Consider the following 8,361-nt stretch of genomic DNA (forward strand, 5'->3'; position numbering starts at 1 on the left):
CTGGAGCCACCATGGAACGCGATCAGGCCAGCCAGTTCATCACCGACCTGTTGAAACTCATGGTCAGCCGCGGGGGCAGCGATCTGTTCATCACGGCCGACTTCCCGCCGGCCGTGAAGATCGACGGCAAGGTGGTCAAGATCTCGCAGCAGCCGCTGTCGCCGCAGCACACGCTGGCCCTGACGCGGGCGCTGATGAACGACCGGCAGACCTCGGAGTTCGAGCGCACGCGCGAATGCAACTTCGCCATCTCGCCCGCCGGCTACGGCCGCTTCCGCGTCAACGCCTTCGTGCAGCAGGGCCGCGTGGGCATGGTGCTGCGGACCATCCCGACCACGCCACCCACCATCGACGGGCTGAACCTGCCGCAGGTGCTCAAGGAAGTCACCATGACCAAGCGCGGCCTGGTGATCGTGGTGGGCGCCACCGGCTCCGGCAAGTCGACCACGCTGGCCGGCATGCTGGACTGGCGCAACGAGAACACCCAGGGCCACATCGTCACCGTCGAAGACCCGATCGAGTTCGTGCATGCGCACAAGAACTGCGTGGTCACGCAGCGCGAGATCGGCATCGACACCGACAGCTGGGAGACGGCGCTCAAGAACGCCCTGCGCCAGGCGCCCGACGTGATCCTGATGGGCGAGATCCGCGACCGCACGGCCATGGAGAACGCGATCATCTTCTCCGAGACCGGCCACCTGTGCCTGGCCACGCTGCACGCCAACAACGCCAACCAGGCGCTGGACCGCATCATCAACTTCTTCCCCGACGACCGGCGCGAGCAGCTGCTCATGGACCTGTCGCTCAACCTGCGCTCGATGATCTCCCAGCGGCTGGTGCCCACCGAAGACGGCCGCGGCCGCGTGGCGGCGGTGGAGATCATGCTCAACACGCCGCTGATCGCCGACATGATCTTCAAGGGCCAGGTCGGCGAGATGAAGGAAGTGATGCGCAAGAGCCGCAACCTGGGCATGCAGACCTTCGACCAGGCGCTGTTCGACCTGTTCGAGCAGTACGCCATCTCGTACGAGGATGCCGTGCGCAACGCCGACTCCACCAACGACCTGCGCCTGCAGATCAAGCTGCACAGCCAGCGCGCGCGCAGCCGGGACCTGAGTTCGGGCACCGAGCACCTGTCGGTGGTCTGACGAGGCCGGCGGCACCGCAGGCCGCGCAGCGCCGCTAAGCTCGGGGGGATGAGCACACCCTCCCCCTCCTTCCACCCCAAGTCCTACGCCGCCGTCCCGGCCCGCTCCGTCGCCTTCCTCGGCCTCGGCGTGATGGGCTATCCCATGGCGGCCCACCTCGCCGCCGCGGGCCACCGCGTCACCGTCTACAACCGCAATGCCGCCAAGTCGGCCGCCTGGGTGCAGGAATTCGGCGCCGCGCACGCCTCGGCGCCCTCCCCGCGCGAGGCGGCGGCCGGCGCCGACATCGTGTTCTGCTGCGTGGGCAACGACGACGATCTGCGCTCCGTGGTGCTGGGCGAGACGGGCGCCTTCGCCGGCATGAAGCCCGGCGCGGTCTTCGTGGACCACACCACGGCCTCGGCCGAGGTGGCGCGCGAGCTTTCCGCCGCCGCGAGCGCCCAGGGCCTGCATTTCATCGACGCCCCGGTCTCCGGTGGCCAGGCCGGCGCGCAGAACGGCATGCTCACGGTGATGTGCGGCGGCGACGCGACGGTGTTCGCGCAGGTGGAGCCCGCGATCGGTGCCTTCGCCCGCGCCGTCACGCTGCTGGGCGACAGCGGCGCCGGCCAGCTCGCCAAGATGGTCAACCAGATCTGCATCGCCGGGCTGGTGCAGGGCCTGTCCGAGGCCATCGCCTTCGGCCAGCGTGCCGGCCTGGACATGGAGAAGGTGCTGGAGGTGATCGGCAAGGGCGCCGCCCAGAGCTGGCAGATGGACAACCGCGGCAAGACCATGGTGGCCGGCCGCTTCGACTTCGGCTTTGCCGTGGACTGGATGCGCAAGGACCTGGGCCTGGTGCTGGACGAGGCCAAGCGCAACGGCGCGCGCCTGCCGGTGACGGCGCTGGTGGACCAGTTCTATGCCGACGTGCAGCAGGCCGGCGGCGCCCGGTGGGACACCTCCAGCCTCATCACGCGACTGAAATAGAGAGCACCCCCCATGCCGCTTCGCGGCTCCCCCCTCTCTGACGCCTTCGGCTTGGAGGGGGGCGCACCCGCAGGCCTGGCAAAGCCAGTTCCTGGGATGCACTGGCGTGGCCTGCTCCGCGGCCTCTCGAGTCAGTCGAGCACCAGCGCGGCTGGCGTTGCGAACGCCTTGGCGCATCCGCCTGTTGCCGGCCCGACAGTGCGCACGCGCTCAAGTGGTCTGCGCGGACAGTCGGTTTGCAGGAACCGATCAGCGCACGGGCGAAGTGACCACGCCCGGCACTGGTGCGGGTGCGGCCGCTGGGGCAGCGGGCGCTGGCAGCGGCGCCATGGGCGGCAGCGGCACCCGCGAGCCGTCGGTGCCGGGCACGGTCTGCGAGGGGCCGACGCCGCCGGGCAGGGACTGGCCGTCGTCGCCGACGAATTCGAAGACCCGCACCACCTTCTCGACGCCGGAGATGCCGCGCGTGATGTCGGTCGCGCGGTCGGCCTCGCGGCGGGTGACCAGGCCCATCAGGTAGACCACCCCGCCCTCGGTCACCACCTTGATCGAGTTGGCGGGCACGTCGGACGCGTCCAGCAGCGAGGCCTTGACCTTGGTAGTCAGGTAGGTGTCGTTGGAACGGCGGGCGATGTTGAGGGCCGGCCCCACCACCACCTCGTTGACGACTGCGCGCACATTGGGCGCGGTGCGCACCACCTCGCCGGCGCGCTGCTTGTCGGCCTCGCTGCCCACGGTGCCGGTCAGCAGGGCCGTGCGGTTGAAGCTGATCACCGTGACGTTCATGTCGTCGTTGGCGATCTCGCGGATGCGGGCGGCGGCGCGCAACTCGATGGCCTGGTCGTCGAGCTGCGCCCCGGAGCTGCGACGGTCCAGCGCCAGGGTGCCGATGCCCGCGGCCGCGGCACCGCCCACCACCAGCGGAACGCAACCCGCCAGGCTGCCGCCCAGTGCGGCAACGGCCAGGCAGGCGCAGGCCAGGCGCTGGCCACGCCGGAAGATCGTCGTCGGGGAGGTGGTCATGCGGAAAGCTCCTGTTCACCAAGTAGTTGGGCATCCACGGCATCGCACAGGCAGTGCAGCAGCACCAGGTGGACTTCGTGGATGCGGGAAAGGCGGTCATGCGGCACGCAGACCTGCACATCGGTTTCTCTCAGGGCCCGGCCCAGCGCACCGCCCGCGCCGCTGCCGACGCCGCCGGTCAGGGCGATGACGCACATGTCGCGCTCGTGCGCCGCCCCCACGGCGGCCAGCACGGCGGCCGACTCGCCGCGCGGACTGATGGCCAGCAGCACGTCGCCGGCCTCGCCCAGCGCCCGCACCTGCCGGGCCAAGCCGGCCGCATCGGCGCACTGGCGCGTGTCGGCCAGCGGATCGTCGGGGATGCAGGGCAGCGCCAGGGCCGCGAGGGAAGGCCGCTCGCGTTCGAAGCGGCCGACAAACTGGGCCGCGAACTGGGCGGCCAGGAGACCGGAGACGCCGGCGCCGCAGGCCAGCACCTTGCGGCCGCTGGTCACGCCCGCCAGCAGGGCCTGGACGGCCAGCCCGAGCGGCTTGCTGAGCACGGGCCCGGCCTGGTATTTGAGATCGGCGCTGTCGATGAAATGTTGTTGTAGACGTTGTTCAACCATGCTGTCCGGAATCATAGACGTGCGCTTTTCGGGCCAAGGGGCCCAGCCTGCGACTGCCGCGGCCGTGTCAGGTTCCCGCCAGTTGGCAACAAGGCGTCGCGGCAACACCCGCAAGACTTCCACGACCGATGCACCCAATGCCGGAGCGGGCCATTTCGCAAGACGCGCCTCCTGGCCCCTTGCAAAAGCAGGCGGCGGAACGCGAAGCGCGCCGCCTGGGCGGTTATTCCACGGTGAACGCGCCCCGCAACCACCGGATCTCGTCCTCCACCAGCACCGCGTCGAAGCGGCAGGGCGGCGGCGAAGGCAGGCGCATCAGGTAGTGCCGCGCCGCGAAGATGATGCGCCGCTGCTTGGCGAAGGTGATGCTGGCGCCTGCGCCGCCATGGCTGGCGCGGGAGCGGCTGCGCACCTCGACGAAGACCAGCGTGCCGCCGGGCTCGCGCATGATCAGGTCCACCTCGCCGCCGCCGCGGCCCGGGGTTCGATAATTGCGCGCCACCAGCCCCAGCCCGGCCTTGCGCAGGTGGGCCAGTGCGGCGTCCTCGGCGGCATCGCCCAGGCGCTTGGTGGTCGGGGGCGCCACCGGCCCCCGCTTGAACGGAAGAAGACCCATCTTGAACACCCTCCCCACGGCTGCTTCTTTCGGCGCCGCTGTCCAGGCCGCCCGCGACGCGGCCGGCGGCCAGCATTATCCGCAGGGCACCCTCTACGTCGTGGCCACGCCCATCGGCAACCTGGCCGACCTGTCGCTGCGGGCGCTGCATGTGCTGCAACTGGTCGATGCCATCGCCTGCGAGGACACGCGCCACACCCACCAGCTGTTGCGCGCCTGCGGCATCGACCGGCCCGGCAGCCAGCTGCTGGCGGTGCACCAGCACAACGAGGCCGAGGCGGCGCAGGCCGTGATCGCGCGCCTGGCCGAGGGCCAGCGCATCGCCTACGTCAGCGACGCCGGCACGCCGGGCGTGAGCGACCCGGGCGCGCGGCTGGCCGCCGCCGTGCAGGCCGCGGGCCAGCGCGTGCTGCCCCTTCCCGGACCGTCCAGCGTGACCACGCTGCTCAGCGCCGCCGGCGCGCATGACGACGCACGCGGCGGCGCCTTCGTCTTCGCGGGCTTCCTGCCGGCCAAGGCCGGCGAGCGCGATGCCGCGGTGCAGGCCCTGGCCGGCGAGACGCGCGCCGTGGTGCTGCTGGAGGCCCCGCACCGCATCGAGGCGCTGGCGCGCGCGCTGGCCGTGCTGGGCACGCGGCCGGTGACCGTGGGCCGCGAGCTGACCAAGCAGTTCGAGGAGATCGCCACTGTGCCCGCCCAGGCCCTGGCGGACTGGCTGGCCGCCGGCGCGCAGCGCACGCGCGGCGAGTTCGCGCTGCTGCTGCATCCGCAGCCCGCCCAGGTCGACGGCGACGGCATCGGCGCCGAGGCCGAGCGTGTGCTGCGCCTGCTGCTGGCCGAGCTGCCGCTCAAGAGCGCGGCGCGCCTGGCCGCGGACATCACGGGCGCGCCGCGCAACGCCCTCTATGCCCAGGCCCTGGCCTGGCGCAATGCGGATGAATGAGTCCCCCACCGTGACGTCCCTCGCTGCGTCCGATACCGCCGAGACGGCCGCCCGGCTGGCACGCTGGCCGCATCCCGGCACGCCCGTGCTGGCCACGCTGGACGACACCCGGCTCCTGCTGGCCTGGGTGCACGACGGCGCGCTGCAGGCCCATGCCCTGCCGCTCGGCCTGCACACGCTGGGCGACGCGCATTTCCGCCACCGGCCTGCGCGGCCCGTGGAACTCGAAGCCGCCATCGACACCGTCGAGGACGCCCTGATGCGCCCGCACCCGCCCCTGCCGGCCGGCCGCGTGCTGTGGCCGGCCGGTGCCTTCGGATGTGTGCTGCCGCTCGTCGGGGGCGCCACCCGCGAGGACGTGGAGGCGCTCTTCCAGCAGTTCGCCGCGGTCTCCCTCGGCCGGCCCGGCGCCGGCCTGCCGCAGGATGCGGCCTCCACCGCCGCCATCCTGGTGCTGCGCGAGCTGATGCATCACCTGGATTTCGCCCGGTGGGCGGCGGGCCCACCAGATTCCTCCCAGATCGGGCCGCACACTGCGTCCGCAGCCCGACTTCCTGACTCTTGATTCCCCCCTCGAGGGCTGCCTTCACCCGCTTCGGCGGGTTTCTTTTTGCCCGCACGGCGGCAGCGGCGCCGCACACTTCGGCAATCGGGTCCTTGATGCAATCGCGTTGCATCTCCATAAAATGCAATTCCGTTGCATTAAAGGCCTCCATTCCTAAGGAGGCCGACCGACCTGGAGCCCTCACATGTCCGACTCCCTGGCGACCACCCCGCCGCGCCTGCCCGTCACCGTCCTGTCCGGCTTCCTGGGCGCGGGCAAGACCACGCTGCTCAACCACATCCTCCACAACCGCGAGGGCCGTCGCGTGGCCGTCATCGTCAACGACATGTCCGAGGTGAACATCGACGCCCAGCTGGTGCGCCAGGGCGGCGCCAGCCTCGCCCGCACCGAGGAGAAGTTGGTCGAGATGAGCAACGGCTGCATCTGCTGCACGCTGCGCGAGGATCTGCTGATCGAGGTCGAACGCCTGGCGCGCGAAGGCCGCTTCGACCAGCTCGTCATCGAGTCCACCGGCATCTCCGAGCCGCTGCCCGTGGCCGAGACCTTCACCTTCGCCGGCGAGGACGGCCGCCGGCTGGACGACGTCGCCCGGCTGGACACGCTGGTCACCGTGGTCGATGCCTGCAACTTCCTGCGCGACTACGGCTCGCGCGACAGCCTGGCCGCGCGCGGCGAATCGATGGGCGAGGAAGACGCGCGCACGGTGGTCGACCTGCTGGTCGAGCAGGTGGAGTTCTGCGACGTGCTGGTCGTCAACAAGACCGACCTGGTGAGCGCCGGGGAGCGCGAGCGGCTGCTGGCCATCCTGCGTGGCCTCAACCCGCGCGCCCGCATCGTGCTGAGCCAGTTCGGCCGGGTGCCGCTGGCGCAGGTGCTGGACACCGGCCTGTTCGACTTCGAGCAGGCGGCGCAGGCGCCCGGCTGGCTGCAGGAGCTGCGCGGCACGCATGTGCCCGAGACCGAGGCCTACGGCATCGCCAGCTTCTGCTGGCGCGCGCGCCGGCCGCTGCATCCGCGGCGCTTCTTCGACTGGGTGGAAAGCGAATGGCCCGGCGTGGTGCGCTCCAAGGGCTTCTTCTGGCTGGCCAGCCGGCCGACCTTGGCCGGGTCGTGGTCGCAGGCCGGGGCCGTGGCCCGCCACGGTGCGGGCGGCTACTGGTGGGCCGCCGTGCCGCGCGAGCACTGGCCCGAGGACCCCGAGGCCCTGGCCGCCATCGAGCGGCACTGGCTGCCCGAGGTGGGCGATGCCCGGCAGGAGTTGGTGCTCATCGGCATGGACATGGACGAAGCCGCCTTGCGCGCCCGCCTCGACGCCTGCCTGCTCACCGACGCCGAGATGGCCCGGGGCCCCGAAGCCTGGCTGCGCTACGACGACCCCTTCCCCGCCTGGGAGTAAAGATGCGCCGTCGGCCGCCGCGAAGCGGCATGGGGGTGACTTCTCGCTTTACCTGCAGTCGGCGCAGGTGCCCCGGATGCGCAGCGCGCTCTCGCTGGGCTGCATGCCGCGCCGCTTGAGCGAGCGGTTCAGCCGCTCCAGCACGGCCTGCAGCTGCGCATCCTGCGGCAGGCTCACCAGCCGGTGGCAGGCCTGGCATTCGAAGAGCTGGCTCGAATGCGCATCGTGCAGCATGAAGCGCGCGACGCCGTCCGACCCCATCAGCCGGTCCGCCAAGCCGGCCTGCGTCAGGCGGTCCAGCACGCGGTAGACCGTCACGCGGTCGAAGGGCTGCTCGGCGTCCTGCATGCAGACCTGCAGCACCTCGTCATGGGACAGCGCCGAGGCCGTGGCCGACAGCACCCGCAGCACCGCGACGGACGCCCGCGTCACGCGCAGGCCGTGCTCGCGCAGCACGTGTTCCCAGTCGGGCGAACGGGCGTCGGCGGTGGAATGCATGGGCTCGGAATGCAACAGCGGGGCGTGAAGCCCCGCAGTTTAGTCAGCGCCGCCGGGCGGCGCCGAAGGTGCGCTCAGCGCCAGCCGCGCCGGTAGCGGAAGGCCAGGCTGCGGTGCTCGCCGCGCCGCACGTCCACCCACAGCGTCCGGCCGCCGACGATCAGCAGCACGATGCACAGCGCCACCGAACCCACCACGGCCAGGATGAGTCCGTTGCCGTTCAGCAGGCCGGCGAAGAGCAGCGACAGGCTCAGAACCGCCGGCAGCACGGCCCAGCCGAGGATGATGAGTCCCCGCTTGGCACCGAAGCGATAGGCGGCTCTTTCGGGCCAGAAAAAGACGTCGAACATTTGATCCATTTCGCAAGCGTCGAGTGATCGGGCACTCCCTTTTTTGGAGCGCCAGTTCCTTGATGGTTGCGGGCTTTCTGCGATTGCAGCTGCCCATCTCCTTTACGTAGCCCCCACTGAGGATGCTAGGGATATAGGCTATTCGGGCTAGGATTTTTCTTACAGCAAGTGTCAAAAGGTTTACAAATCCTGACGATGCCGACCCGTGGTAGCGCCACGGGCCGGTTTGTGGCACCCAAATGGGG

Annotated in this window: 10 protein-coding genes; 5 read left to right on the plus strand and 5 right to left on the minus strand. The window is 70.8% G+C overall.

Annotated elements, in window-relative coordinates; genetic code table 11:
• The first annotated feature begins 11 nt into the window (after window positions 1-11).
• Window positions 12-1,148 (plus strand): PilT/PilU family type 4a pilus ATPase, encoded by a 1,137-nt coding sequence (locus ABIC63_RS15635; protein WP_234193133.1) that lies wholly within the window; start codon window positions 12-14, stop codon window positions 1,146-1,148.
• Window positions 1,149-1,196: 48 nt separating this feature from the next.
• Entirely contained in the window at window positions 1,197-2,117 is a 921-nt protein-coding gene (locus tag ABIC63_RS15640) for an NAD(P)-dependent oxidoreductase (RefSeq protein WP_354320427.1), read from the plus strand.
• 249 nt (window positions 2,118-2,366) lie between these two features.
• Here the strand turns inward: ABIC63_RS15640 and ABIC63_RS15645 are convergent, their stop codons facing one another.
• The 3 genes from ABIC63_RS15645 to ABIC63_RS15655 form a co-directional block, all read right to left on the minus strand.
• Window positions 2,367-3,140, minus strand: coding sequence for a BON domain-containing protein (locus ABIC63_RS15645; protein ID WP_294368031.1), 774 nt, complete (start codon window positions 3,138-3,140; stop codon window positions 2,367-2,369).
• A complete protein-coding gene (locus ABIC63_RS15650; protein ID WP_234193136.1) occupies window positions 3,137-3,748 on the minus strand; it encodes an SIS domain-containing protein in 612 nt (203 codons plus the stop codon). The genes ABIC63_RS15645 and ABIC63_RS15650 overlap by 4 nt, the downstream gene beginning before the upstream one ends.
• A gap of 223 nt (window positions 3,749-3,971) precedes the next feature.
• Window positions 3,972-4,364 (minus strand): YraN family protein, encoded by a 393-nt coding sequence (locus ABIC63_RS15655; RefSeq protein ID WP_234193137.1) that lies wholly within the window; start codon window positions 4,362-4,364, stop codon window positions 3,972-3,974.
• Window position 4,365: 1 nt separating this feature from the next.
• Between ABIC63_RS15655 and rsmI the strand changes: the two genes are divergently transcribed.
• The 3 genes from rsmI (at window position 4,366) to zigA (ending at window position 7,268) form a co-directional block, all read left to right on the plus strand.
• Window positions 4,366-5,307, plus strand: a complete 942-nt coding sequence (gene rsmI / locus ABIC63_RS15660; RefSeq protein ID WP_354320428.1) for a 16S rRNA (cytidine(1402)-2'-O)-methyltransferase — start codon at window positions 4,366-4,368, stop codon at window positions 5,305-5,307.
• A 10-nt stretch (window positions 5,308-5,317) separates the two neighbouring features.
• Window positions 5,318-5,872, plus strand: a complete 555-nt coding sequence (locus ABIC63_RS15665) for a hypothetical protein (protein ID WP_354320429.1) — start codon at window positions 5,318-5,320, stop codon at window positions 5,870-5,872.
• Window positions 5,873-6,056: 184 nt separating this feature from the next.
• Window positions 6,057-7,268 carry a zinc metallochaperone GTPase ZigA gene (gene zigA / locus ABIC63_RS15670; RefSeq protein WP_354320430.1) on the plus strand — a complete coding sequence of 404 codons (1,212 nt, stop codon included), beginning with the start codon at window positions 6,057-6,059 and terminating at the stop codon, window positions 7,266-7,268.
• A gap of 48 nt (window positions 7,269-7,316) precedes the next feature.
• Here zigA and ABIC63_RS15675 read toward each other — a convergent pair whose 3' ends face one another.
• Entirely contained in the window at window positions 7,317-7,766 is a 450-nt protein-coding gene (locus ABIC63_RS15675; protein WP_234193141.1) for a Fur family transcriptional regulator, read from the minus strand.
• A gap of 74 nt (window positions 7,767-7,840) precedes the next feature.
• Window positions 7,841-8,116 carry a hypothetical protein gene (locus ABIC63_RS15680; RefSeq protein WP_017757757.1) on the minus strand — a complete coding sequence of 92 codons (276 nt, stop codon included), beginning with the start codon at window positions 8,114-8,116 and terminating at the stop codon, window positions 7,841-7,843.
• Window positions 8,117-8,361 lie beyond the last annotated feature (245 nt).

The organism is Pseudacidovorax sp. 1753, assembly GCF_040544975.1.
Lineage (GTDB): Bacteria > Pseudomonadota > Gammaproteobacteria > Burkholderiales > Burkholderiaceae_C > Xenophilus.

Excerpts from the sequence above, each read along its gene's own strand:
- ABIC63_RS15635 (WP_234193133.1), top strand. The coding sequence starts at position 12 with ATGGAACGCGATCAGGCCAGCCAGTTCATCACCGACCTGTTGAAACTC.
- ABIC63_RS15640 (WP_354320427.1), top strand. The coding sequence starts at position 1,197 with ATGAGCACACCCTCCCCCTCCTTCCACCCCAAGTCCTACGCCGCCGTC.
- ABIC63_RS15645 (WP_294368031.1), bottom strand. The coding sequence starts at position 3,140 with ATGACCACCTCCCCGACGACGATCTTCCGGCGTGGCCAGCGCCTGGCC.
- ABIC63_RS15650 (WP_234193136.1), bottom strand. The coding sequence starts at position 3,748 with ATGGTTGAACAACGTCTACAACAACATTTCATCGACAGCGCCGATCTC.
- ABIC63_RS15655 (WP_234193137.1), bottom strand. The coding sequence starts at position 4,364 with ATGGGTCTTCTTCCGTTCAAGCGGGGGCCGGTGGCGCCCCCGACCACC.
- zigA (WP_354320430.1), top strand. The coding sequence starts at position 6,057 with ATGTCCGACTCCCTGGCGACCACCCCGCCGCGCCTGCCCGTCACCGTC.
- ABIC63_RS15675 (WP_234193141.1), bottom strand. The coding sequence starts at position 7,766 with ATGCATTCCACCGCCGACGCCCGTTCGCCCGACTGGGAACACGTGCTG.
- ABIC63_RS15680 (WP_017757757.1), bottom strand. The coding sequence starts at position 8,116 with ATGTTCGACGTCTTTTTCTGGCCCGAAAGAGCCGCCTATCGCTTCGGT.